Below are 22,852 nucleotides of genomic sequence, written 5' to 3'. Positions count from 1 at the left end.
GCTCCTGTCCCCGGGCTCCGCTCCTGTCCCCGGGCTCCGCTCCTGTCCCCGGGCTCCGCTCCTGTCCCCGGGCTCCGCTCCTGTCCCCGGGCTCCGCTCCTGTCCCCGGGCTCCCGCTTCCTGTCCCGGGCTCCCGCTTCCTGTCGCGGGCCCCTCCGGCTGGCGCATCTGGTACGACGTTCCATCACCCGGACTTCGATCGACCGCCATCCGGAACGCTCTCCGCTCAGTCGTCGAGTCGTGGATTTTGGGTGGCGATCTCGACCGCAATCCACGAGTCGGCGAAACGGGGGCGCGCCTATTTGCACGAGTCGGTGACGTTGGGGTGCGCCGTTCTGCGCTACTCGGCGAGATCGGGGCGGTCGGGCGGTGGGGGTGCGGTGGTGGCGGATTACGGGTGGGCTGAGGTGCACCGATACGCTTTGTGGGTGAGCGAGCATGAGCTGGTACTGGTCGTCGACTTCGGGGCGCAGTATGCGCAGTTGATCGCGCGGCGGGTGCGCGAGGCGAAGGTGTACTCCGAGATCGTGCCGCACTCGATGCCGGTGGAGGAGATGCTGGCGCGCGGGCCGAAGGCGATCATCTTGTCCGGCGGGCCGCAGTCGGTGTATGCCGAGGGGGCGCCGCGGGTCGAGTCGGGGCTGTTCGAGGCCGGCGTACCGGCGTTCGGGATCTGCTACGGGTTCCAGGCGATGGCGCAGACGCTCGGTGGTGAGGTGCGGCGGACGGGACTGCGTGAGTTCGGGCGTACGCCGGTCACCGTGAGCGAGCCCGGGACCCTGCTGGCCGACGTTCCCGAGGACCTGAACGTGTGGATGTCCCACGGTGACGCGGTTCACGCTCCGCCCGCTGGATTCGCCGTACTCGCCGCGTCTGAGGGTGCGCCGGTGGCTGCGTTCGAGGACCTGGATCGGCGGCTGGCCGGTGTGCAGTGGCATCCGGAGGTGCTGCACTCGCAGGCCGGGCAGGCCGTGCTGGAGCACTTCCTCTACGAGATCGCCGGCTGCAAGGGCGACTGGACCACGACCAACGTCGTCGACGAGCAGGTCGAGCTGATCCGCAACCAGGTCGGCGACAAGCAGGTGCTGTGCGCGCTGTCCGGTGGTGTCGACTCGGCGGTCGCGGCGGCCCTTGTACACAAGGCGATCGGCGACCAGTTGACCTGTGTGTACGTCGACCACGGTCTGCAGCGGGCCGGTGAGTCCGAGCAGATCGAGAAGGACTTCGTCGCCGCGATCGGGATCCGGCTGGAGGCGATCGATGCCGAGGAGCAGTTCCTGACCGCGCTGGCCGGCGTGACCGAGCCGGAGCAGAAGCGGAAGATCGTCGGCCGTGAGTTCATCCGGACCTTCGAGGCGACCGCGCGCAAGGTGGACGCCGAGCGGCACATCGAGTTCCTGGTCCAGGGCACGCTCTACCCGGACGTGGTCGAGTCCGGCGGCGGCACCGGCGCGGCGAACATCAAGTCGCACCACAACGTCGGCGGTCTGCCGGACGACCTGCAGTTCAGTCTGATCGAGCCGCTGCGGACGCTGTTCAAGGACGAGGTCCGCGAGCTCGGCCTGGCGCTCGGCCTGCCGGAGACGATGGTCTACCGGCACCCGTTCCCCGGTCCCGGCCTGAGTATCCGGATCATCGGCGAGGTCACCCGCGAGCGGCTCGACATCCTTCGCGCCGCCGACCTGATTGCCCGCACCGAGCTGACCGCGGCGGGGCTCGACCGCGACATCTGGCAGTTCCCGGTGGTCCTGCTGGCCGACGTACGGTCGGTCGGTGTCCAGGGCGACGGGCGGACCTACGGGCATCCCGTCGTACTGCGTCCGGTCACCAGCGAGGACGCGATGACGGCGGACTGGGCCCGGCTCCCGTACGACGTGATCGAGCGGATCTCGACCCGGATCACCAACGAGGTCGACGAGATCAACCGCGTCACCCTCGACGTCACCAGCAAGCCCCCGGGCACCATCGAGTGGGAGTAGTTCGTCACTGCGGGTGAACCCGACGGCTGTTATCGTCGCAGGGTCGCCCGCTGGCCACGGTGGGTGACTTCCTCGGGGGAGGGGGTCGTGGTGTTCCGTATTCATTTCGACTGTACGGATCTGGCCAGAACGACGATCGCGCAGCGACCGGATCCGTTGTGGGAGGTCCTGCTGGGGCTTCATGTCCTGCAGGGTGACGAAGAGCCGGAGGTCTTCGGACCTTGGCGAGAACGGGCGAGGGCCCGGGTGAGTGCGCTCGAACAGGAGCTGCTCACGCTGGCGCCACCGGTGGGGTACTCACCCGATTTCCTCACTCCGCGCGCAGCGGGTGAAGGACTCGAGGTGGGGCTGACTGCGGTCGCCGCCACTCCGCCGGTTCAGTTGATGTCGGAGCTGCGGCGGTTGTCGGACAGTGTCCGGCTGCCGGCCTGGACCCGTCGGCTCGCGGCCGGTGACACCAAGGTGATGACGCGGCTCGTCCACGGATTGCGGTCGTTCCACCGGACCAAGATCGCGCCGCAGATGCCGATCATCTCGACCGCGATCGAGCCCGCCGTCGCCAAGCACAACGACACAGTCGCCAACCGCGGGTTCGAGTCGCTGATCCCGCAGTTGCACCGCTCGCTCGACTGGGCCGCGCCGGTGCTGTCGGTCGACACGCCGCACATCGACCGCGACCTGTACCTGAACGGCCGGGGACTGCGGCTGGTCCCGTCGTTCTTCTGCTGGAAGTACCCGATGATGCTGCTCGATCCGACCCTGCCACCGGTGCTGGTGTACCCGGTTCGTCATGAGGACGCCCGGCCGGACGAGGTCGTCGTACGGCGTCCCGATCGCGAAGGTGCTGTCGCCGACCTGCTCGGGAAGACCAGGGCTCAGGTGCTGAAGAGCATCTCGGGCGGCGCGTGCTCGACCAGCGAGTTGGCAGCGCGGGTCGGTATCTCGTTGGCGTCGGCCAGTGAGCACGCCCGCGTCCTGCACAACACCGGACTGGTCACCACGCGCCGAGTCGGAAGCTCAGTCCGCCACACCTTGAACCGGGTCGGCGCGGACGTCCTGTCCGGGACCGGGATCTAGCATCGCCTGGATGCCGTCGAGGAGACGGTCGAGGCCGTAGCGGTACGAGTCGGCTACGGCCTCGCGGGTGTTGGAGTGGTAGCCCTTCGCGTTCCAGATCGTCGTCATCGCGGGATGCTGGTCGACGTCGAAGTACGTCTCCCACAGGTCGTTCCGCTCGTACCACCAGGCGTCGTTGGTCTGGCCGGTGGTGCGCTCGACCAGCCGACTCTCCGCCTCGTTGCTCGCTGCGGAGTCGATGTACGTCGTGACTGCGAGCGCGGCCGTGTTCGTATCGCGTGGGCTGAGGCCGGCACCGAGCAGAGCGGACAGCAGGTACTCGCGGGCGGCGAGCATGCCCGGACCGACTGGTGGACGGATCGCCGAGACCTGCGACATCCACAGGTGCCGCTGGAACATGGCGCGGGTCTGTTCGGAGTAGATCTCCACCTGCGCCCGCCAGTCGTCCGGCCGCGGCTCGCCCGGGCCGGGGAGTTCGCGCTCGCCGAGCACCTGGTCGACCATCAGGTCGAGCAGCAGTTCCTTGGCGGGCACGTATGTATAGAGCGTCATCGTGCCGACGCCGAGTTCCTTGGCCAGACCGCCCATCGACGCGGCCGCGAGGCCCTGCTCGTCCGCGAGCCGGATGCCGGCCCGCACGACGTCGTCCACGGTCAATGACGGACGCCGTCCTGCTCCGCGCCGCCGAGCGTCGGTGGGGTTGTCGCCGGCGGTCGGCTGGCTGTGGTTGCGCCACAGCAACGCCAGCGTCTTGTCCGGCTGCCCCTCACCACTCCGCCGCTCGCTCACGGGCCAACGATAGGCGCTGACCTGAATTCTCGTATACCCTACGGGAATTCGAGTCGAGAGGGGATTTGGCATGACCATCTTGGTGACGGGCGCGACGGCGAGCGTGGGGCGACTGCTGGTCGACGAATTGATGTCGGCGGGCGCGACGGTCCGCGCGCTGACCAACGACCCGGCCCGTGCCGCTTTGCCGGATGAGGTTGAGGTCGCGCGCGGGTATCTGGGGCGGCCCTCGACGCTGCCGGCTGCGCTGGACGGCGTCGACACGGTCTATCTCGCGCCGCTTCCGGCGTACGTCGACGGTTTCGTCCGCTGCGCGACGGAGGCCGGCGTACGGCGGGTCGTCGTACTGTCCGGGGAGCCTGCTGATTATGAGGCGCAGGGGGATCCGTCGACGTGGCACTACTACCGGATCGAGCGGGCGATCGAGGCGGCCGGCTTCGATTGGACGTTCCTGCGACCGGGGCAGTTCATGACGAACACGCTCGGCTGGGCGCCGTCGATCAAGGCCGAGGGTGTCGTGCGAGCGCCGTACGCCGGAGCCGTGCAGACGCCGATCGACCTCGGGGACATCGCCGCGGTCGCGAGGGTGGTGCTGCTGTCCGACCGCTTCAACGGCGAGAAGATCGCGATGAGTGGGCCGGAAGGACTGACGCCGCCCGAGGAGGTCGAGTGGATCTCGAAGGCGACCGGGCAGGAGGTGCGGTTCGAGGAGCAGACGCCGCAGGAGTACCTCGACAGCCTGGCGCCGGCGATCGGGTTAGAGACGGCGCAGTGGCTGCTGGACGGCTTCCGGATGATGGCGGAGCACCCGATGAAGCCGGAGCCAGCGATGGCCGAGCTCACCGGGCGACCGGCGGTCACCTACCGGGAGTGGGCGGTCGCAAACGCAGAGGCCTTCACCCGGGCTCGGTGAGCCCGGGTGGTCCCCGCGTCGATCAGCGCTCCGGGTCGTCCCCGAACTTGCGGACGTCCTGCGCACAACGGCACGCGACCGCGATCTTCGCCGCCCACTTCAGGGCATCCTCGCGCGTGGGTACGTCGACGATGGTGAGGCCGCCGATGAGTTCCTTGCTCTCCGCGAACGGGCCGTCGGTCACCCGCCCGTCGACGGCCACCACGCCCCACTCGACGTCGCCGTCCTCGTAGCTCAGTCCACCGCCGAAGACGTACACACCGGCGTCCTTGGTCTCCCGGATCACCGCGTGGGCTGCCTTACCCACGTCAGGGAAGTCCTCCGCTGGGATGTGGTCCATCGCACCCTTCTCGAAGGAGATCAGGTACAGCGCCATCTCACGCTCCTTGTCCGGGCGGCCTCCCGTCGGCCACCTCTCACCCCTGCAACGAACGACGTACGCCGGATCCGACAGGTCGGCCAGAATCTCGGGTTGAATGTTTATGGGAACATGTGTTCGACTGTAGCCATGAGGTGGGCCGGTCAGCAAATCGACGCGGAGACCCCGGGGACGTTGCCGGGGCTCGGGTCGATCGCGGGGCTGGTCCGGTCGGTGACGACGCCGGAGTTCCAGGGGATCACGTTCCACGAGGTGCTCGCGCGCTCGGCGCTGAACTCGGTGCCGGGTACGGCGCTGCCGTTCAACTGGACCGTCAATCCGTATCGCGGCTGCACGCACGCCTGTCGCTACTGCTTCGCCCGGCCGACCCACAAGTACCTGGAGCTCGACACCGGCGACGACTTCGACCGGCAGATCGTCGTCAAGACCAACGTGGCCGACGTACTGCGCCGCGAGCTCGCCCGTCCGTCCTGGAGCCACGAACAAGTTGCCCTGGGCACCAACACCGATCCGTACCAGCGAGCCGAGGGGCGCTACCGCCTGATGCCCGGCATCATCGAGGCCCTGGCCGCCTCCGGCACACCCCTGTCGATCCTGACCAAAGGCACCTTGCTCCGCAGGGATCTGGGTCTGCTGTCAGCAGCGGCTACCGAGGTGCGGGTCGGCATCGGCATCTCGCTGGCCCTCGGCGACGAGGAGCTTCGCCGCCGCCTGGAGCCCGGCGTACCGTCGGTTCGCGGTCGGCTGGACCTCATCCGAGCCATCCGCGAAGCCAACCTCCCGTGCGGCGTGATGGTCGCTCCCGTCCTCCCCTGGCTGACTGACTCCACCGAGCAGCTCGACGAGTTATTCGGTGGATTGGCCGAAGCCGGCGCCACCGGCGTGACCACGCTGATCCTCCACCTACGCCCCGGCGTCAAAGACTGGTTCATGAGCTGGCTGGCCCACGACCACCCCAATCTGGTCGCCCGCTACGAATCACTGTATGCGCACGGTTCCTACGCCGCCCCCAGCTTCCGCAAATCCTTCGAAGACAAGGCCCGCCCACTCCTCGACAAACACGGCTTCGGCCGCAGCTCCTCCCACCGCGCCAAACCCATCAACGGCATGCACACCACTGGCGTAGTCGACGGCGCAGAGTCAGGCTGGGGCGAGCCAAACCCCACCACCAGCCGCTTCCGCCCCCCACCACGCCCGCAACCGCCCGCCCCACCCCCAACCCAACAACCCCTCTTCTGACTGCTCGCCGCTTGTGGTCGGCGCTGGCGAGGGGGTAGGTGTTGGCGGTGCAAGAGATCAGAGTCTCGGAAGGTAAGGCGCTGACGCTCGCCACCGAGTTGTTGCGCCGCGTTCGTCTGGCGGAGCGCGAAGCTGGCCTTTGGGAGGCTGCGGATGTGGAGTGGTGGGGGCGGAAAGCGCGGCGGTCGGAGGGCGTTGAGCAGTTGTTCTGGGTTGATGGTGATGGGCCGGTGGCTGGGGTTCTGTTGACGAGCTGGGCCGACGATCTCTGGCAGTGTGACCCGATCGTCGTACCGGGCGTGACGAGTCCTTCGGTGGATCAGGTTTGGGCGGGCGCGATGGCGCAGGTCGGGCGTCACGCGGCGGGTTCGTTCGAGGTGCCTGTGCGTGATGACGATCGCCAACTGAGCGAACTGGTTGCCGGAGCTGGGCTCGTTGCCGGTGAGCGATCAAGCGTTGCCTGGATGGAGGCTGCGCACCGGCCGCCGATCGACGTACCGCCTGCGGGCTTTGTCCTGGTCGACCGCACCCAACGGTCGGACAGCCCGCATCCGATGCGACTCCGGAACGGCGAGGGGGTGGCGGAGCGCCTTCGTCGGTGTTCGCTGTACGACCCAGAGCTCGATCTCGCCATCGAGACGTCGGATGGGCAAGGCGCCGCCTACTCGCTCTATTGGTTCGATCCGGTGACAGGGGTAGGGCTGGTCGAGCCGGTGAGAGTGGAGGACGAGTATCACCGGCGCGGCCTGGCTCGAGCCATGCTCACCGCAGGCATCGACCGCTTGGCGGCAAGAGGGGCACGCCGCATCAAGGTCGGCTTCGAATCCGCACCCGCCGCCGCGCTCTACCAAGGCGTCGGCTTCCGCCCCACCGCGACCGTCACCTTCTACAAAGCCACCATCTGACGGGCAGATCCTGCAGGTAGCGCGCGGGGTGGTTGCCGATCTACTGGAGGGTGAGGATTTGGGGGCCTTCGGGGGTTATGGCGATGGTGTGTTCGGCGTGGGCGCCTCGGGTGTTGTCGGTGGAGCGGAGGGTCCAGCCGTCGGGGTCTATGCGGTAGGTGGTGCCGGGGCCGGTCCAGAACCAGGGTTCGATGGCGAAGACGTGGCCGGCGCGGAGTTTGAGGCCTCGGCCGGGGCGGCCGCCGTTGGGGATGTGGGGTTCTTCGTGCATGCGGCGGCCGACGCCGTGGCCGCCGAAGTCGAGGTTGGTACCGAGTCCGGCCGCCTTGCCGATCCGGCCGATCGCGGCGCCGATGTCGCCGATCCGGTTGCCTTCGACGGCGGCCGCGATACCCGCGGCGAGCGATTCCTCGGTGGTCGCGATCAGCTCCAGGTCCTCGGGTCGCGGCGTACCGACGCAGAAGCTGGTCGCCGAGTCCGCGCACCATCCGTCGACCGACGCGCCGCAGTCGACGTTGAGGAGGTCGCCGTCCTCAAGTCGGAGGTCGGTCGGCAACCCGTGCAGTACGGCGTCGTTCACCGACGTGCAGATCACCCCGCTGAACGGTGACGTCGCGAACCCCGGCTGGTACCCCTCGAACAACGAGACCGCGCCGGCAGAGCGCAGTACATCTCGCGCGACCTCGTCGAGCTCGCGCAGCGAGACCCCGGCCGCGGCTTCCTTCTTGACCGCGGCCAGCGCGTTGGCGACGACCCGGCCGGCCGCGCGCATCTGCTCGATCTCCGCCGCCGTCTTCAGCTCGACCATCGCTTACATCCCCGATCACGTCTCGACGTCACGGGATAACTATACCGGTCCCCAACCAAAAGTCGCGGTGCCGCGTCTCCAATGACAACAAGGGTTTGGGGGCGTGGGATGGCGGTACGACGACGTGCGGTGCTCGGGGGAATGCTCGCCGGAGCCGCGGCGGTGGCGACGAGTGGATGCATCGCGGACACCTACGCGGACACGACAACTGATCACGCCACGAAGAGTGCGGAACCGAAGCGGCCCGATCGGATCACGGTGGTCGCGACTGGCGACGTACTGCTTCATGAGCGCCTGTGGACAACCGCGAAGCGCGACGGTAAGGGTGGTCAGTGGGACTTCGCGCCGCTGATGAGCAGCGTGAAACCCCTTGTGCAGAGGGCGGATCTCGCCATCGCTCACCTGGAGAATCCGCTCGCGCCTCTCGGCGGTCCGTACCACGGCTACCCGCTCTTCCAAGGCCCACCGCAGATCGCGACTGCTCTCAAGCAGACCGGGTACGACGTCTGCACGACTGCGAGCAACCACAGCTTCGACGGCGGTACGGCCGGTGTCGACCGGACTCTCAACACCTTGGAGAAGGTGGGGTTGAAGCATGCGGGCACGGCACGGTCGCGGGCCGAGGCCGAACAGACGACGATCGTCGACGTCGGCGGCGTGAAGATCGCGTCGCTCAGTTTCACCTTCGGCTTCAACGGGCTGCCGTACCCGAATGGCCAGACTTGGCGCGCCGGCAAGATCGACCCGAAGACGATCATCCGCAAGGCGCAGGAGGCCAAGGACCGTGGTGCGGATCTGGTGCTGGTCAGCTGCCATTGGGGTACGGAGTACTCAAGCAAGCTCAACGACCAGCAACGCGAGGTCGCACCACAACTGCTTGCCGACAGCAACATCGACCTGGTCATCGGCCACCATGCGCATGTCGTGCAGCCGATGGAGCAGATCAACGGGAAGTGGGTCGCGTACGGCCTCGGCAACCTCGTCGCCGCGCACCGCGAACCCGAAACCACCAAGGCTGAGGGCCTCCTTGTCCGCTTCACGTTCAAGCGCGACGGCGATCGCTGGTCCACCGAGCAGGCCGAGTTCGCGCCGTTGCTGATGACGGACGTGCTGCCGGTGCGAGTGCTTGACGTACGGCGTGAGCTCGCAAGCGGAGAGTCGGTGGCGAAGAAGAGCCGGCTCGAGCTGGCGCAGCGTCGTACGACGGAGACCGTGACCGCACTCGGTGCGACGCCGAAAATGCTTTGAGCCATGGTGGTTTGACGGTCTAGGGTCGGTCGCATGATTACGTACTTCGTGATGGTCCGTCGTGCCCGGCTCCGGGCAGGCGAGGGGTGCCTGGGGATGGCATCCGCTCGATAGTCGTTGGGCCCAACGGGTCGTGGACGCGGCCGGGGTCAGACCTGGCGAGCTCGTCCTCGACGTCGGGGCCGGACTCGGTGCGCTGACTGCTCCGTTGGTTCGGGCCGGTGCTCGGGTGATCGCCGTCGAACTCCATCCGGGTCGTGCCGATCGGTTGCGTCGGCGGTTCGCGGATGCGCCGGTGACGGTGGTCCGGGCCGATGCCGGTGATCTCCGGTTGCCGTCGCGGCCGTTCCGGGTGGTGTCGAGCCCGCCGTACAACGTCTCCACGTTGTTGCTGAAGCGTCTGCTGGCGCAGGGTTCGCGCCTGGTGTCGGCGGATCTGGTGCTGCAGCGTCAGGTGGCGAATCGGTGGGCGCGTGGCGATGCGCCTGGGGCGAACCGGTGGTTCCGGTACTACGACCCGTCGATCGGACTTCGCCTTCCCCGCAAGGCTTTTACCCCACCACCTCATGTCGATTCAGCAGTACTCCTACTACGCCAACGCTAAAAGAAGCCCCGCCCCCTCGCTCCGCTCGGGGGCGGGGGAGGCGAGGACCCCTACTACGCAAACGGTGACCCGAGACCGTAGGAGGTCTCAGGTCAGCCGTGCCAGGAATTCCAGAGCGCGGCGTACGAACCCTGGCGGGCGACTAACTCGTCGTGGCTGCCTAGTTCTGTGATGCGGCCGTCTTCTACTACTGCGACGCGGTCGGCGTCGTGGGCGGTGTAGAGGCGGTGGGCGATGGCGATGACCGTTCGGCCTTCGAGGACTGCGGCGAGGGAACGCTCCATGTGCCGCGCTGCGCGTGGGTCGATCAGTGAGGTCGCCTCGTCGAGCACCAGCGTGTGTGGGTCGGCCAGCACCAGGCGAGCCAACGCCAACTGCTGTGCCTGTGCAGGTGTCAGCGCCAACTGACCCGACCCCACCCGAGTCTCGAGCCCGTCCGGCAACGCCTGCGCCCAATCACGAGCGTCGACGGCCGCGAGTGCCTCCAACAGTTCCGAGTCGGACGCCGACGGACGCGCCATCGACAGGTTGTCTCGCAGTGTGCCGACGAAGACGTGGTGCTCCTGCGTGACCAGTGCGACCTGCTTGCGCAGTTCGTCCAGCGGCAGCTCCGTCATCCCCACACCGCCAACCGTCACCGAACCGGTCCGTGGCGGATGGATGCCCGCGACCAGCCGCCCCAGTGTCGACTTGCCGGCGCCGGACGGTCCGACCATCGCGATCCGCTCACCCGGCTGGATGATCAGGTCCACACCATGCAGTACGTCGCGACCCTCGACGTACGAGAACCGCACGTCACGCGCCTCCACCAGTTCGTCGGCCGGCGTCTGCCCCGACGGCGTCCGATCATCCGGTACGTCGCTGATCCCCAGCAACCGTGCGAACGCGGCACCGCCGGACTGGAGCTCGTCCAGCCAGGAGAGCAGCCGGTCGACCGGGTCGATCAACTGGTTCACGTACAACACGGCGGCCGTCACGGCGCCCAATGAGACGTGACCGTTGAGATGCAGCCAACCGCCGAACAGCAGCGTGCCCACGACCGGCACGAGATACCCCAGCTCCGCGGCCGGGAAGTACATCGTCCGCAGAAACAAGGTGTACCGCTCCGCCAGGTACGAACCGCGGATGTCCGCGTCACCCTGACGAACCCGAGCGTCGTACCGGCGCAGAGCCTCGACCGTCCGCGCACCCTCGACCGTCTCGGCAAGCGAGCTCGTCATCTGCGCGTACGCCGCGTTCTCACGGAGATAACCGTCCTTGGCGCGGCCCAGATACCACCTGGTGCTCAGCCAAAGCAGCGGAACCATCGCCACCAACGGCACCAGCACCCAGACCCCAACCAGCACCGTCGCGATCACCGTGAAGACCACCGTGACGCAAGCGATGATCGTCTCCGGTACGGCGAACCGCACAGTCCGCGACAACGTGTCGACGTCCCGCGAGGTCCGAGACAGCAGGTCGCCGGTGCCGGCCCGCTCGACCGTGCCGATCGGCAGCGCAAGAGCGTTGTCGACGAAGTCCTCACGCAACTCGGCCAGCACCTGCTCGCCCAGCGCGAACGAGCGGTACCGCGCCCAGCGGGTCAGCAGCGACTGCGCGACGATGAAGACGGCGATCACGACGATCACCACGTTGACCTTGCTCGCGGTCGTGCCGTGCTGCACGTCCTGGACCAGGTCACCGATCAGCCGCGGGGCGGCCAGTCCCGACACCGCCGCCAACGCGTGCAGCGCCAACGCGATCAGCAGGTTGCGCGGGTGCCGCCGAGCCAACCGCCGCGCGTGCTGCCGAATCTCGGCCGGCCCGGCCACGGGCAGGATCTGCCTCATCGGAGGGCCTCCTCTTCTTCGGTCTGCCGGGTGACGGTACGGCGGTACTGCGGATCGGACTCGAGCAGCGCGCGGTGCTTGCCGGTGGCAACCACTCGGCCGGCGGCGACGAAGATCACCTCGTCGACCCGGTCCAGCAGCAGTGGGCTCGCGGTCAGTACGACAGTGCTCCGGCCGGCCCGGTGGTCGCGCAACCGCTCCGCGATCCGCGCCTCGGTGTGCGCGTCGACGGCCGAGGTCGGCTCGACCAGCACCAGCACGGACGGGTCCGCGAGCAGCGCCCGTACCAGCACCAGCCGCTGGCGCTGACCGCCGGAGAACGAACGGCCCTTCTCCTCGACCTCGGAGTCCAGCCCGTCCGGCAGCGCAACGAGCACGTCCTCGGCGGACGCCGTACGCATCGCGGCCATCAGCTCGTCATCGGTACGACGGCCGTCCGGGTCGAGCTCGGTCCGCAGTACGCCGGTGAACAGCTGGGAGCCCGTGTCACTGACCAGGATCCGCTCCCGGACATCTGCCCGGGTCGCGCTGGCCAGCGTCACCCCGCCGTACCTGGCCTCGCTGCTATCGTCATAGCGACCCAGGCGGTCCGCGAGGTCCGCGTAGCTGTCCGGCTCGGCGGAAACGATCGCCGTGAGCAGCCCGTCGCGGGCGCGGACGCCAGAGACCGGCTCGACCAGGTCACCGTGGTCCGGCAGCCGCACCGGTGTCGTGGGATCGGTGATGTCCGGCTCCAGCTTCAGCACCCGGATCACCCGGCCCGCTGCGACCAGCCCACGCATGAGCTGGTTGGCGAAGTCCGTCGCCGTACGCAGTGGCAGCACCAGGAACGTCGCGTACCCGTAGAAGGCCACCAGCGAGCCGGGGCTCAGGTTGCCGCGCAGCGCGAAGTGCGCGCCCAGGCCGACCACCAGCACCACGAAGATCCCCGGCAGCAGCACCTGGGCCGCGTCCAGCACCGACTGGATCCCGGCCACTCGCACACCGGCCTGCCGCACCTGCTGCGACTCGCTCCGGTAGCGCCGGGAGAACGACTCTTCACCGCCGATACCGCGCAGCACCCGCAGGCCGGCCACGATGTCCGAGCCCAAGGAGTTCAGCTCGCCGACCGCCTCGCGCTGCGCGGACTGCCGCCGGTGCAGCGGCCGCAGCATCGGTCCCAGACAGAACAGCATGATCGGTACGCCGATGAGCACGACCAGGCCGAGCACGGTCGACGACGAGAGCAGGATCGCCGCGACCACCACGAAGGCGACGATCGCGCCTGCGAACCGGGCCGAGATCTCCATCAGGTTCCCGATGTAGGAGAGGTCGCTGGCGCCGACGCTGACCACCTCGCCGGTGGCCAGGTGCTTCGGCAATGTCGAGCCGAGGTCGGCCGACTTCCGCGTCACCACCTGAACGGTCCGGTACGCCGACATCAGCCAGTTGGTCACCGCGAACCGGTGCCGCATGATGCCGGCCAGCGCCTGCACGATGCCGACCGCGAGCAGCAGCGCGGTCCAGTGCAGCAACCGCTCACCGTCCTGCGCCGCGATGCCCTCGTCGATCGCCCGGCCGAGGATGGCCGGGATGAACGCCTGCGCGCCCATCCACAGGATGCCGAACGTCATCCCGCCGGCGAGCGTGCGGGCCTGACCGCGGGCGACCCACCACAGGTAGTGGGCCGGCGAGCGATGGTTCGGTACGCCGGGATCGGCGAGGGGAAGTTGTCTCATGTTGCCCTCAGGCTAGGTCGCGGCTCCGACACTTTGCATGCGAATTAATCGCGTCTGTGGACCCCTCGAACGGCACGATCGGGAAGATGAAACGGGGAACCGGCTGGTTGGCCGCGTACGGCGTCCTGTCGGCGGCGCATCTGGTCGCGATCGCGATCGACGAGACCTGGTCTCAGCTGGTCACGAAGGTCCTGTTGATGCCGACGCTGGCCGTCTGGGCCCGCCTGAACGGCGGTCCGGTCACGCTGCTGGTCGGACTGGCCGCGTCACTCGTCGGTGACGTTCTCTTGCAGGTCGACCAGCTGGTGCCGGGCATGGCGGCGTTCGGTGTGGCACATGTCTGTTACGTAAGGATGTTCGCGCGTCGCGCGCAGCGCCGGTCGCTCGCGGTGCTGGCGGCGTACGGCGTGGTCTGGGTGACCGCACTGGTCCTGCTCTGGCCCGGTCTGGGCGACAACCGGATCCCAGTGGCTGTGTACTCGCTATTGCTGACGGCGACTGCGGTCACGAGCGGTTGGAACGGCTGGCGGGGCGGCGTGGGTGGTGCGCTGTTCCTGGTGTCGGACGGGCTCATCGGCGTCGGGCTGGCCGGACATGAGTTCGGAGCGCGGCCGTATCTGGTCATGGCGACGTACTGCATCGCGCAGTACCTGCTGTCGAGCAGTCTGACTGATGGTGACAGTCGGTAGACCTTCACCTTGCGTTGGGCAACGGGTTCCCGCTGGGCAATGTCCGGCCCCTGTCCTGGATCCATGTTGGTGATCGCGCATCGGGGAGCGAGTGGCTACCGCCCGGAACACACACCGGCGGCCTACCGGCTGGCCGCGGCACAGGGCGCCGACTACCTGGAGCCCGACCTGGTCGCGACCCTGGACGGCGTCCTGGTCTGCCGGCACGAGAACGAGATCTCGAGTACGACGGACGTCGCCGACCACCCGGTCTTCGCCGACCGGAAGATCACCAAGATCGTCGACGGGACCGCGGTCACCGGCTGGTTCGCCGAGGACTTCACCTTCGCCGAACTGCGGTCGCTGCGGGCCCGGGAACGGATGCCCGCGCTCCGTGCCGGCAACACGGCGTACGACGGTTTGGAACAGATCCCGACGTTCGACGAGGTGGTGGCGCTGGCGCGGCGCGAGTCCGCGCGGCTGGGCCGGTCGATCGGGGTGATCCCCGAGATCAAGCACCCGATGTACTTCCGCCGGCTCGGGCTGCCACTGGAGGAGCTGCTGACCGAACGGATCCTCGCGCTCGGGCTGCGCGAGGACGAGATCATGGTGCAGTCGTTCGAGCCGACGAGTCTGCGCCGGCTGTCGGTGATGACGCGGGTGCCGCTGGTGCAGCTGATCGACTCGGAGAGCGCGCCGAACGACTTCCTCCGGACCGGCGACGGTCGCACGTACGCCGATCTGATCGAGCCGGCCGGGCTACGGGAGATCGCGACGTACGCCCATGTCCTGGCGCCGCACAAGGATCTGGTCATCCCGCGCACCGCGGACGGCTGCCTGGGCGAGCCGACCCGCCTGGTCGAGCACGCCCACCGCGTCGGTCTGGCTGTCCAGGCCTGGACGTTCCGCGCCGAGCGGCGCTTCCTGCCCGCCGCGACCGACTACCCGACCGAACTGACCCGCTTCGCCGCCCTGGGCCTCCAGGGCATCTTCGCCGACCACCCCGACCAAGCGGTCGCAGCACTACGCAAACCCGCGATGAACGTCTAACCGTTCCCCATTTGCCTTGCTGACCCAGCAATTTGCCTGGCTGACCCAGCAAGTTCGGGGTTTGTGACCCTGAGTAGGGCTCAGAAACCCCTAAGCTCGCTGGTCAGCCAGCCAAATGTCGGTGCGCGGCGCGGTAGGCGCTGCGGGGATCACGCGGCCGGGGGCTTGGTGTCGTCGTAGATTCGGGCGGCGATGTCGTTCTCGGTGGTGTCCTGCTGGCGGTCGTTGACCGACTGCTGGACGTTCTGCCAGACGGCCTTGCCGTCGGACTCCGGGATCACGATCCACGCGACTGCGTAGCCGATCATCGCGGCGCCGCCGGTGATCAGGGTCAGGCCGACCCAGCCGAGGCGGACCAGCGTCACGTCGACGTTCAGGTACTCGGCGATGCCGCCGGACACGCCGGAGAGCATCCGCTGGTTGGCGGAACGACGGAGGACCTTGCCGGAGAGGTTCTGGAACGGTGCGTTGGAGTTCGTCATGGCTCCACTGTCCCGTTCCGGCACCCTCCGGCACATCCGGATCGGTACCGACCGGCCCCTGACCCGACCCCGGGAACCCCGGTCGGACACCCCTGACGACTTTGGTGAGAAGGCACTTCCGGAGTACGCCGTCTGCGCTCAGACTTGGGGTGTGGAGCTCCCGCGGACGAGGACGCCCCGCCGCCGCGACGTCCTGGCGTCGGTCGCCGCCGTGACGACGGTGATGGCCGTCATCGGAGTCATCAACGTGCTGAGTTCGAACGGCTCGGGGACGGGGATCACGACGCCCGAACCGACCCCTGAGCCGATTGCGATGCGAATGGTCGGCTTTGGCCACGCGGTGATCGCCGTACCGAAGGCCTGGGGTACGAACGCCAGTCGCTGCGGCATCCCTCGCCGGGACACGGTCCTCATCGATGACCCGGCTGCGGAGTCGTACTGCGACCTGCCGCGGCCGCCGGACGTGGACAGCGTGGAGCTCGGCACGTCTCCGCCGAGCGGCTACGAGGTCGACGAGACGTTCACCGTGAACGGTGTGCCTGCCGAGCGTCGGCGGACTGCCTGTGGGACCGATGACGTGTGCTGGGGAGCTGTAGGCCTCCCGTCCTTGCACGTCTGGTTCCGTGCGTCCTCGTCCACGAGTGCTGGGGAGGTGGACCAGATCCTCGCGCGGATCTCGATCCTGCCGGACCGGGTCGGCGTACCCAGCGTGCGGTTACTTGACGAGAGCCGGAGCGGTACGGCGTACGCGAAGCACCTGCAGGAGCTGGGCCTGAAGACTGAGTTCCGCACCAGGACGTCGGTCGTCTACAAGCCAGGCCGCGTCGTGAGCGTCTCACCGCCGTCCGGGACCCTGCTGAGCCCCGGTGAAACAGTCGTCCTCACAGTGATCAAGTAGCACTGACGGGAACCTCCGCCACCCGTCACCCTGTCTGTGAGGGTGAGGAGGGGGTATGGACGACTTCAGCGAGTACGTGACCGCACGCTGGCCGACACTGGTCCGCGCTGCGGTCCTGCTCGGCTGTACTCCACCTGAAGCCGAGGACCTCGTCCAGACCACGCTGGAACGCTGCCTGCTCAAGTGGCACCGGGTACGCGCAGCCGAAGACCGTGACGCCTACGTGCATCGGATCCTGGTCAACTGCTTCCGCTCGTCGCGCAGACGCCGCTGGCGTGGGGAGCTGCCGTCCGACTCCCTCCCGGAGTCCGCCGGTGGTGACCAGACCGCAGGTGTCGACGACACGGACGCAGTGATGCGCGCCCTCGACCGACTACCGGACGACCAGCGGACAGCCGTCGTACTGCGGTACTACGCGCACCTGAACGAGCAACAGATGGCGTCCGCCCTCGGCGTCGCCGCCGGCACGGTCAAGAGCCGGCTGTCCCGGGCAGTGAAGGCCCTGGCGCAGGACCCACACCTGGCAGAACTGCGAGAGACCCGATGATCGAAACCAAGCTGACAGACCTCCTGGAACGCACCGCCGACCAAACCCCCGTCGGACCGCCTCCACTGGGTGCCGTCCGCACAGGCGCGGTACGCCGCCGACGCCACCGCCGTACTGCGGTGTTGTCAGCCGCAGCGGCCGTCGCCGTCGTGATCGCCGGGACCACTGTGCTGACCTCCCACCGACCAACCGTGACCTCACCTGCTCCGGCACCTGTCGCAACCCGTCTGGTCGGCCTCGGTCACGCCGCCATCGCCGTACCCAAGAGCTGGGGCACGAACCAGAGCAGCTGCGGTACGCCGATGAAGGACACGGTGCTCATCGAGGATCCGAGCGCCGGGCAGTACTGCATGGCGTATCGCCCGGAGGGCGTCGACAGCGTGATGCTTGGCCGCGGTGGACCGGAGCCGCGGCTGCGGACCGACGAGGACATCACGATCGGCGGAGTACCGGCGGTGCACCGGCAGACGACCTGCACGACCGGGACCAACAAGGTCCGGATCTGCTCGGGTGAGGTGCGTTTCCACGACTTCTGGTTCCGGGCCGAGTCGTCGACGAGCGCCGCCGAGGTCGACCGGCTGCTGTCACGGATCGTGATCCTGCCGGACCAGGTCGGCGTGCCTGGCTATCAGTCGATGCCGACGGTGCTCTCGGGGACGGTTTACGCCGGTGTGCTCGAGCAGATGGGGCTGAAGGTGATCTTCCGGCCGACGAAGAACCCCAACTATCTCCCTGGTCAGGTCCTCGGGGTCTCGCCGGCTCCCGGCACGATGGTCGCGCTTGGCGCGGCTGTCACGGTCACCGTGGTCAAGTAAAAGTGTCGGTGGGCGGGCCTAGCGTTTGGGTATGGATGCGCAGGCGGTGGTGACGGTTATGCAGGGGTTGCCGGGGGCGGAGGAGCACGAGGGCTGGGCTGGGCAGCCGGTCTTCAAGGTGCGCAACAAGAGCTTTGTGTACATGTCCGAGGACCAGACCCGCCTGCACGTCAAGGCGCTCCGGGAGGAGCAGGAAGCGCTGGTCGCGGAGAACCCGGAGGTCTACTCCCCGTCCTGGGAGGGCGGCCGGTTCGCCTGGCTGCTGATCGATCTCCAGGCGGCCGACGAGGAGGAGCTCCAGGAGCTGATCACCGAAGCGTGGCGCCTCACCGCCCCGAAGTACCTCGCGGCCCAGCTGGGCGGGTGATGGCCTGGCTTGCACTCGTTTGGGTCGAGTGCTAATACTTGGTTAGCACTCCATGGGTGAGAGTGATAAGTGCTCGTGCCCGGGTGAGTGTGCAAGAAGACGGCCTCGATGAGGCGCCGGAGCGTGGCGGGACATGAGCGTCGCGGACCGGTTGCCGTCCGTCGCGGGCATCCGGGCCGGCTGATCCACAAAGACTCGACGCGGGAGGACTCGCGGAGAATGCCCAAGCTGATTGCTTTCGATGAAGAGGCGCGCCGCGGCCTCGAGCGGGGAATGAACATCCTCGCCGACGCCGTCAAGGTGACGCTCGGCCCGAAGGGCCGCAACGTCGTGCTGGAGAAGAAGTGGGGCGCCCCCACGATCACCAACGACGGCGTCTCCATCGCCAAGGAGATCGAGCTCGAGGACCCGTACGAGAAGATCGGGGCCGAGCTCGTCAAGGAAGTTGCCAAGAAGACCGACGACGTCGCGGGTGACGGCACCACCACCGCCACCGTGCTGGCTCAGGCTCTCGTCCGCGAGGGTCTGCGCAACGTTGCGGCCGGCGCCAACCCGATGGGCCTGAAGAAGGGCATCGAGAAGGCTGTCGAGGCGGTCAGCGAGCAGCTGCTCAAGCTGGCCAAGGACGTCGAGACCCGGGAGCAGATCGCTTCCACGGCTTCGATTTCTGCCGCCGACAACCAGGTCGGCCAGATCATCGCCGAGGCGATGGACAAGGTCGGCAAGGAAGGCGTCATCACCGTCGAGGAGAGCAACACCTTCGGCCTCGAGCTCGAGCTCACCGAGGGTATGCGCTTCGACAAGGGTTACATCTCGCCGTACTTCGTGACCGACACCGACCGGATGGAAGCGGTTCTCGACGACCCGTACATCCTGATCGTCAACAGCAAGATCTCGAGCATCAAGGACCTGGTCCCGGTGCTGGAGAAGGTCATGCAGACCGGCAAGTCGCTGGCCATCATCGCCGAGGACATCGAGGGCGAGGCGCTGGCCACCCTGGTCGTCAACAAGATCAAGGGCACCTTCAAGGCCGTCGCCGTCAAGGCGCCGGGCTTCGGTGACCGCCGCAAGGCCATGCTGGTCGACATCGCCGTCCTCACCGGCGGCGAGGTGATCTCCGAGGAGGTCGGTCTCAAGCTGGACTCGGTCGACCTGGAGCTGCTCGGCCAGGCCCGCAAGATCGTCGTCACCAAGGACGAGACGACCATCGTCGAGGGCGAGGGCGACGCGGACCAGATCGGCGGCCGGGTCAACCAGATCCGCGCCGAGATCGAGAAGTCGGACTCCGACTACGACCGCGAGAAGCTGCAGGAGCGGCTGGCCAAGCTGGCCGGTGGCGTTGCGGTGATCAAGGTCGGCGCGGCCACCGAGGTCGAGCTGAAGGAGCGCAAGCACCGCATCGAGGACGCCGTTCGCAACGCGAAGGCGGCCGTCGAGGAGGGCATCGTCGCCGGTGGTGGCGTGGCTCTGCTGCAGGCGTCCGTGGCGGCGTTCGAGAAGCTGGAGCTCGAGGGTGACGAGGCGACCGGTGCGCAGATCGTGCGTTCCGCCGTCGAGGCGCCGCTCAAGCAGATCGCCGTGAACGCCGGCCTCGAGGGTGGCGTCGTGGTGGAGAAGGTTCGCAACCTCGAGCCGGGCTGGGGCCTCAACGCCGCGACCGGTGAGTACGTCGACCTGATCGCCACCGGCATCATCGACCCGGCCAAGGTGACCCGGTCCGCGCTGCAGAACGCGGCGTCGATCGCGGCCCTGTTCCTCACCACCGAGGCCGTCATCGCCGACAAGCCGGAGAAGGCCTCGGCCGCTCCGGGTGGCGCGCCCGACATGGGCGGCATGGACTTCTGAGGTTCTGAAGTTCGACAGCACACGCAGTACAAGCGGTCCCGGGCTCAGCCCGGGACCGCTTGCTTTTAGGTGCCGATGATCAGGTGGTGGGCCAGGATCGGGGAGAAGGTTCGGACGGGGAGGGTGGGGGTTAGGCCGCAGGGGCCGTCGGATTCGCCGGGGGTGCGGAGCCAGAGGTGGAGGTCGACCGGTGAGGTGGCGACCGCGGGGGTCGTGCCGAGTTTGCGCGCCGGTGGGTTGCAGGAGCTGCCGTCGGAGCCGTTGCCGTTGCGGCTGGTGTCGACGACGAAGTGCGATCCGCCGCCGAGAGCACTCAAGATCGTTGTACCGCGGGTGACGGACTGCTCAGTGGTGAAGTAGTTCGCAGTGTTGAGCGCGAAGCCGCGGATCTTGCCGATGTCGGCCAGCCGGAGCCGCCGCGCCATCTCCTTCGCCTCACCGGACGTCACACTCCCGGCATCGAGGTACGCCCACGTATTCGGATTCTTCGCCGCGAGCAGCCCAACGGCGTACTTCAGCAACGCGATCCGCCCGTCCCACTCCGACGTCGGGAAGCAGTCGAGCCGCGCCAATGCGTCCGGCTCGATCACGACGACCGCCGGCCGCGCGCCGATCCCGTCCGACAGGGCCGCGATCCAGGTCCGGTACGCCGCTGCCGACGCAGCCCCTCCGCCGATCCCGCAAGGTCCGCCCGGCAGGTTGTCCGCCACCAGCACCGGCAGCTTGTCAGCCCGGTCCGCGGCAGTCGTGTACGCCGTGACCGCCGCCTTCACGTCCCCGCTCCACGTGCCGAACCATCGCGCCGACGCCTGGCCGGCGATCTTCGACGCGAGCTCGGTGTCCTCAGGATGCCGCCGTACGTACGCCGCCGCGGCCGAACCGGGATCCACGTAGAACCCGCTGGTCAGCTTCAACGGATCGCCGGTCGCTTCGGCCAGCCCGGTTTCGGGCCGGCCGAAGACGAGCAGCGCGGCGGTCAGCAACAGACCAGCCACCGCCGGACGCAGAGTCGGCATCGTGAGGCATCCCTTCAGGTGATCACTCAACGTGCCGACGAGACTACTCTCGGAGGTTCAGTTGTTCTCGTCGACCTCGCAGAACGAGGCGTAGTGGTCGCCGGTGTAGTAGACGTGCGCGGGATCGGTCTTCGCGCCGCCGCCGATCAGCCGGCGGGCGCCACGGTCGGGCGAGCCGGGCGTGATCACGGTGTACTCGTGGTAGTAGCTGCTCGACTCGGCCGGGAGGATGCCCTCCCGGTTCTGGAAGACGACACCGTCCTGCGAGTACGGGAACGGCCCGCCGGAGTGGATCAGTTCGAGGGTGTCGCTGGCCTGGGAGGGCAGTGAGCTGAGCGCGCACGTGTCGATCGCAGTCGGCGCGACGACGTACGTGCTGGAGGTGGGGGCGGTGGTTGGGGCGGCGTAGGCCGTGGAGCCGAAGGCGGCGGTGGTCGCCAGGACCACGGCGGCGATGAGGGTTCTCATGCTGGGAGGCTTCCCTCGCAAACAAACGTTCGTACATCCCAGGTGTGAATAACAGGTGGACTATGACCCCGGCCGCCATTTAGAGTCTGGCCCGGCGAGACCGAATCCGGAGCGGAAGGAGCGACCGATGAGTACACCGACTTGTTTCCCGGCGCGTCCGATCCGCTCCCGTAGCTCGCACTGAGCGGACCGCGCCTCCTGCTGGAGGATCTGTGACCATCCGCAACACCGTCGAGGCCGACCTCGACACCATCCTTGCTCTGATCGAGCAGAAGTCCATCAACACCGTCACCCTCGACCGGTACCGGCAGTACGTCGCTGAGGGCTACTACCGCGACGACTGGACCTGGGTCGCCGAGGAGAACGGCGCGATCCAGGCCCTCGCCATCTGGTGGGGCGGTCCGACCGACGACTACCCGTTCAGCATCGACGGCCTGTACTTCGTAGGCGACGGCGACCCGGTCCCGGTCTGGACCGAACTGCTCAAGCACGCCGTCGCAGCCCGGCCGGCCGATGCCGAACCACCGGAGTACCACTTCTTCCTGGACAGCGACTGGCAGGACAAGCCGGACGTCGTCACCGCCCTCGAGACGCGGGCCCAGGCGGCGACCGCGGTCGGCATGACCGCGATCACCGACCGGCTGCGGTACGAATGGAAGCCGGCGTACGGGCTGCCGGAGCGACCCACCCGGCTGCGGTTCGAGCCGGCCGACGACGAGGCGTTCGTCGACGTGTTCATGCGGGTCAGCGAGGGCAGCCTGGACGCCGCGACAGCGCGGGAGATCGCGCGGGTCGGGGTCGAGGCCTCGGCTCGCGATGAGCTCGCGATGTACAAGTCGATGCCGGGCGACCGGGACTGGTGGCGGCTCGCGTACGACGCCGACGGCGAGCTGATCGGTTTCCAGATGCCGTCGGCGAACGCCGGTGGACCGGTCGTCGGGTACCTCGGCGTCGTACCGGAACATCGTGGGAACGGGCTGATCGACGATCTGCTGGCCGAGCTCACCCACCAGCTCGCCGAGACCGGCGCTGAGCACATCCGCGCCGACACGGACTTCGGCAACGTCCCGATGGCGAAGAGCTTCGAGCGCCAGGGATACCGGAACTTCGCAGTCCGCCGGGTGCTGTCCTTCCCGGAGGCGTGACCAGTCTCCTCGGCGCACCCAACTGGGTGCGCCGAGGGGCAGACGCGAGGCATTCCGCGTCCT

At 68.1% G+C, this 22,852-nt stretch carries 23 protein-coding genes; 15 read left to right on the top strand and 8 right to left on the bottom strand.

The window, feature by feature from the left end; all coding sequences use genetic code 11:
- Nucleotides 1–428: 428 nt before the first annotated feature.
- Both guaA and EV650_RS37295 read left to right on the top strand, forming a co-directional pair.
- A complete protein-coding gene (guaA, locus tag EV650_RS37300) occupies nucleotides 429–1,979 on the top strand; it encodes a glutamine-hydrolyzing GMP synthase (protein ID WP_134123844.1) in 1,551 nt (516 codons plus the stop codon).
- Between the two features lie 87 nt (nucleotides 1,980–2,066).
- Nucleotides 2,067–3,056 carry an ArsR/SmtB family transcription factor gene (locus EV650_RS37295; RefSeq protein WP_134123843.1) on the top strand — a complete coding sequence of 330 codons (990 nt, stop codon included), beginning with the start codon at nucleotides 2,067–2,069 and terminating at the stop codon, nucleotides 3,054–3,056.
- On the opposite strand, the gene EV650_RS37290 is transcribed toward EV650_RS37295, so the two are convergent.
- Complete coding sequence (locus tag EV650_RS37290) at nucleotides 2,997–3,845, bottom strand: TetR/AcrR family transcriptional regulator (protein WP_202875231.1); 849 nt, start codon at nucleotides 3,843–3,845, stop codon at nucleotides 2,997–2,999. The genes EV650_RS37295 and EV650_RS37290 overlap by 60 nt on opposite strands.
- A 70-nt stretch (nucleotides 3,846–3,915) precedes the next feature.
- On the opposite strand from EV650_RS37290, the gene EV650_RS37285 reads away from it, so the two are divergent.
- Nucleotides 3,916–4,758 carry an SDR family oxidoreductase gene (locus EV650_RS37285; protein ID WP_134123841.1) on the top strand — a complete coding sequence of 281 codons (843 nt, stop codon included), beginning with the start codon at nucleotides 3,916–3,918 and terminating at the stop codon, nucleotides 4,756–4,758.
- 22 nt (nucleotides 4,759–4,780) lie between these two features.
- Here EV650_RS37285 and EV650_RS37280 read toward each other — a convergent pair whose 3' ends face one another.
- Nucleotides 4,781–5,134 carry a YciI family protein gene (locus EV650_RS37280; RefSeq protein WP_134123840.1) on the bottom strand — a complete coding sequence of 118 codons (354 nt, stop codon included), beginning with the start codon at nucleotides 5,132–5,134 and terminating at the stop codon, nucleotides 4,781–4,783.
- Nucleotides 5,135–5,266: 132 nt separating this feature from the next.
- Between EV650_RS37280 and EV650_RS37275 the strand changes: the two genes are divergently transcribed.
- Together EV650_RS37275 and EV650_RS37270 are read left to right on the top strand one after the other, a co-directional pair.
- Complete coding sequence (locus EV650_RS37275) at nucleotides 5,267–6,376, top strand: Rv2578c family radical SAM protein (protein WP_134123839.1); 1,110 nt, start codon at nucleotides 5,267–5,269, stop codon at nucleotides 6,374–6,376.
- A gap of 47 nt (nucleotides 6,377–6,423) precedes the next feature.
- Entirely contained in the window at nucleotides 6,424–7,281 is an 858-nt protein-coding gene (locus tag EV650_RS37270; RefSeq protein ID WP_134123838.1) for a GNAT family N-acetyltransferase, read from the top strand.
- Between the two features lie 40 nt (nucleotides 7,282–7,321).
- Here the strand turns inward: EV650_RS37270 and map are convergent, their stop codons facing one another.
- Complete coding sequence (gene map / locus EV650_RS37265) at nucleotides 7,322–8,089, bottom strand: type I methionyl aminopeptidase (protein ID WP_134123837.1); 768 nt, start codon at nucleotides 8,087–8,089, stop codon at nucleotides 7,322–7,324.
- An 81-nt stretch (nucleotides 8,090–8,170) separates the two neighbouring features.
- Here map and EV650_RS37260 point away from each other — a divergent pair, with 81 nt between their 5' ends.
- Nucleotides 8,171–9,337, top strand: a complete 1,167-nt coding sequence (locus tag EV650_RS37260) for a CapA family protein (RefSeq protein ID WP_238174723.1) — start codon at nucleotides 8,171–8,173, stop codon at nucleotides 9,335–9,337.
- 61 nt (nucleotides 9,338–9,398) lie between these two features.
- Entirely contained in the window at nucleotides 9,399–9,941 is a 543-nt protein-coding gene (locus EV650_RS37255; RefSeq protein WP_134123836.1) for a 23S rRNA (adenine(2058)-N(6))-methyltransferase Erm(C), read from the top strand.
- 92 nt (nucleotides 9,942–10,033) lie between these two features.
- Here EV650_RS37255 and EV650_RS37250 read toward each other — a convergent pair whose 3' ends face one another.
- Nucleotides 10,034–11,770 carry an ABC transporter ATP-binding protein gene (locus EV650_RS37250; protein ID WP_134123835.1) on the bottom strand — a complete coding sequence of 579 codons (1,737 nt, stop codon included), beginning with the start codon at nucleotides 11,768–11,770 and terminating at the stop codon, nucleotides 10,034–10,036.
- The gene (locus EV650_RS37245; RefSeq protein WP_134123834.1) at nucleotides 11,767–13,488 is read right to left on the bottom strand and encodes an ABC transporter ATP-binding protein; all 1,722 of its coding nucleotides are present in this window, start codon (nucleotides 13,486–13,488) and stop codon (nucleotides 11,767–11,769) included. Before EV650_RS37245 ends, EV650_RS37250 begins: the two co-directional genes overlap by 4 nt.
- An 86-nt stretch (nucleotides 13,489–13,574) precedes the next feature.
- On the opposite strand from EV650_RS37245, the gene EV650_RS37240 reads away from it, so the two are divergent.
- The gene (locus EV650_RS37240; protein ID WP_134123833.1) at nucleotides 13,575–14,177 is read left to right on the top strand and encodes a lysoplasmalogenase; all 603 of its coding nucleotides are present in this window, start codon (nucleotides 13,575–13,577) and stop codon (nucleotides 14,175–14,177) included.
- A 63-nt stretch (nucleotides 14,178–14,240) separates the two neighbouring features.
- Nucleotides 14,241–15,206, top strand: coding sequence for a glycerophosphodiester phosphodiesterase (locus tag EV650_RS37235; RefSeq protein ID WP_134123832.1), 966 nt, complete (start codon nucleotides 14,241–14,243; stop codon nucleotides 15,204–15,206).
- Between the two features lie 149 nt (nucleotides 15,207–15,355).
- On the opposite strand, the gene EV650_RS37230 is transcribed toward EV650_RS37235, so the two are convergent.
- Nucleotides 15,356–15,688, bottom strand: coding sequence for a PspC domain-containing protein (locus EV650_RS37230; protein ID WP_134123831.1), 333 nt, complete (start codon nucleotides 15,686–15,688; stop codon nucleotides 15,356–15,358).
- 151 nt (nucleotides 15,689–15,839) lie between these two features.
- Between EV650_RS37230 and EV650_RS37225 the strand changes: the two genes are divergently transcribed.
- The 5 genes from EV650_RS37225 to groL all read left to right on the top strand — a co-directional run bounded on the left by EV650_RS37225 (nucleotide 15,840) and on the right by groL (nucleotide 20,160).
- The gene (locus tag EV650_RS37225) at nucleotides 15,840–16,586 is read left to right on the top strand and encodes a PASTA domain-containing protein (RefSeq protein WP_166678402.1); all 747 of its coding nucleotides are present in this window, start codon (nucleotides 15,840–15,842) and stop codon (nucleotides 16,584–16,586) included.
- A 55-nt stretch (nucleotides 16,587–16,641) separates the two neighbouring features.
- Nucleotides 16,642–17,133: a SigE family RNA polymerase sigma factor gene (locus EV650_RS37220; RefSeq protein WP_134123829.1), complete on the top strand. Its 492-nt coding sequence runs from the start codon at nucleotides 16,642–16,644 to the stop codon at nucleotides 17,131–17,133.
- A complete protein-coding gene (locus EV650_RS37215; protein ID WP_134123828.1) occupies nucleotides 17,130–17,948 on the top strand; it encodes a PASTA domain-containing protein in 819 nt (272 codons plus the stop codon). Before EV650_RS37220 ends, EV650_RS37215 begins: the two co-directional genes overlap by 4 nt.
- 31 nt (nucleotides 17,949–17,979) lie before the next feature.
- On the top strand, nucleotides 17,980–18,315 hold the full coding sequence (locus EV650_RS37210) for an MmcQ/YjbR family DNA-binding protein (protein WP_134123827.1): 336 nt from the start codon (nucleotides 17,980–17,982) through the stop codon (nucleotides 18,313–18,315).
- Nucleotides 18,316–18,534: 219 nt separating this feature from the next.
- Complete coding sequence (gene groL / locus EV650_RS37205) at nucleotides 18,535–20,160, top strand: chaperonin GroEL (RefSeq protein ID WP_134123826.1); 1,626 nt, start codon at nucleotides 18,535–18,537, stop codon at nucleotides 20,158–20,160.
- A gap of 65 nt (nucleotides 20,161–20,225) precedes the next feature.
- Here groL and EV650_RS37200 read toward each other — a convergent pair whose 3' ends face one another.
- Nucleotides 20,226–21,176 carry a glycoside hydrolase family 6 protein gene (locus EV650_RS37200; RefSeq protein ID WP_134123825.1) on the bottom strand — a complete coding sequence of 317 codons (951 nt, stop codon included), beginning with the start codon at nucleotides 21,174–21,176 and terminating at the stop codon, nucleotides 20,226–20,228.
- Nucleotides 21,177–21,233: 57 nt separating this feature from the next.
- Complete coding sequence (locus EV650_RS37195; protein WP_134123824.1) at nucleotides 21,234–21,644, bottom strand: guanyl-specific ribonuclease; 411 nt, start codon at nucleotides 21,642–21,644, stop codon at nucleotides 21,234–21,236.
- Between the two features lie 212 nt (nucleotides 21,645–21,856).
- Between EV650_RS37195 and EV650_RS37190 the strand changes: the two genes are divergently transcribed.
- Nucleotides 21,857–22,789, top strand: a complete 933-nt coding sequence (locus EV650_RS37190; protein WP_134123823.1) for a GNAT family N-acetyltransferase — start codon at nucleotides 21,857–21,859, stop codon at nucleotides 22,787–22,789.
- Nucleotides 22,790–22,852: the final 63 nt, after the last annotated feature.

It is taken from the genome of Kribbella kalugense (assembly GCF_004365875.1).
In the GTDB taxonomy this organism is placed as follows: Bacteria; Actinomycetota; Actinomycetes; order Propionibacteriales; family Kribbellaceae; genus Kribbella; species Kribbella kalugense.
The sequence above is the reverse complement of the archived record's forward strand: the minus strand, read 5'-3'. Positions and strand labels throughout refer to the sequence as shown.

Coding starts and splice junctions, on each gene's coding strand:
- EV650_RS37285 (WP_134123841.1), top strand. CDS start 3,916: ATGACCATCTTGGTGACGGGCGCGACGGCGAGCGTGGGGCGACTGCTG.
- EV650_RS37280 (WP_134123840.1), bottom strand. CDS start 5,134: ATGGCGCTGTACCTGATCTCCTTCGAGAAGGGTGCGATGGACCACATC.
- EV650_RS37275 (WP_134123839.1), top strand. CDS start 5,267: ATGAGGTGGGCCGGTCAGCAAATCGACGCGGAGACCCCGGGGACGTTG.
- map (WP_134123837.1), bottom strand. CDS start 8,089: ATGGTCGAGCTGAAGACGGCGGCGGAGATCGAGCAGATGCGCGCGGCC.
- EV650_RS37260 (WP_238174723.1), top strand. CDS start 8,171: ATGACAACAAGGGTTTGGGGGCGTGGGATGGCGGTACGACGACGTGCG.
- EV650_RS37250 (WP_134123835.1), bottom strand. CDS start 11,770: ATGAGGCAGATCCTGCCCGTGGCCGGGCCGGCCGAGATTCGGCAGCAC.
- EV650_RS37245 (WP_134123834.1), bottom strand. CDS start 13,488: ATGAGACAACTTCCCCTCGCCGATCCCGGCGTACCGAACCATCGCTCG.
- EV650_RS37240 (WP_134123833.1), top strand. CDS start 13,575: ATGAAACGGGGAACCGGCTGGTTGGCCGCGTACGGCGTCCTGTCGGCG.
- EV650_RS37235 (WP_134123832.1), top strand. CDS start 14,241: ATGTTGGTGATCGCGCATCGGGGAGCGAGTGGCTACCGCCCGGAACAC.
- EV650_RS37230 (WP_134123831.1), bottom strand. CDS start 15,688: ATGACGAACTCCAACGCACCGTTCCAGAACCTCTCCGGCAAGGTCCTC.
- EV650_RS37220 (WP_134123829.1), top strand. CDS start 16,642: ATGGACGACTTCAGCGAGTACGTGACCGCACGCTGGCCGACACTGGTC.
- EV650_RS37215 (WP_134123828.1), top strand. CDS start 17,130: ATGATCGAAACCAAGCTGACAGACCTCCTGGAACGCACCGCCGACCAA.
- EV650_RS37210 (WP_134123827.1), top strand. CDS start 17,980: ATGGATGCGCAGGCGGTGGTGACGGTTATGCAGGGGTTGCCGGGGGCG.
- groL (WP_134123826.1), top strand. CDS start 18,535: ATGCCCAAGCTGATTGCTTTCGATGAAGAGGCGCGCCGCGGCCTCGAG.
- EV650_RS37200 (WP_134123825.1), bottom strand. CDS start 21,176: ATGCCGACTCTGCGTCCGGCGGTGGCTGGTCTGTTGCTGACCGCCGCG.
- EV650_RS37195 (WP_134123824.1), bottom strand. CDS start 21,644: ATGAGAACCCTCATCGCCGCCGTGGTCCTGGCGACCACCGCCGCCTTC.